General features: G+C 49.2%; 1 pseudogene. It reads left to right on the forward strand.

Annotated features, from left to right (window positions below):
* Positions 1–417, forward strand: a pseudogene (locus RTW80_RS27470) (conjugal transfer protein TrbC); the annotation flags it as partial.

Raw genomic sequence — 417 nt, forward strand, 5'->3', positions numbered from 1 at the left:
TCTTTTCAGCTTCTGGCCAACCCTGTTCCAGTATGAGGTCATTCTGGAATCACCGGCCAGCGGCATATTCTATGTTGGTTATCAACGCGTCAGGGATATTGGCAGGGAGTTATGGCTGAGTATGGACGATCTGACCCGCCATATAATGTTTTTCGCCACCACCGGTGGCGGTAAAACAGAAACCATCTTTGCCTGGGCGATTAACCCACTTTGCTGGGCAAGAGGATTCACCCTTGTCGATGGCAAGGCACAGAATGATACGGCAAGAACGATCTGGTATCTGGCCAGACGCTTTGGACGTGAAGACGATGTGGAAGTCATCAACTTCATGAACGGAGGAAAATCCCGCAGTGAAATCATTCTGAGTGGTGAAAAAACGCGTCCTCAGTCAAATACCTGGAATCCCTTCTGTTACAG

Source organism: Escherichia sp. AM3, from assembly GCF_032029835.1.
In the GTDB taxonomy this organism is placed as follows: Bacteria; Pseudomonadota; Gammaproteobacteria; order Enterobacterales; family Enterobacteriaceae; genus Escherichia; species Escherichia coli.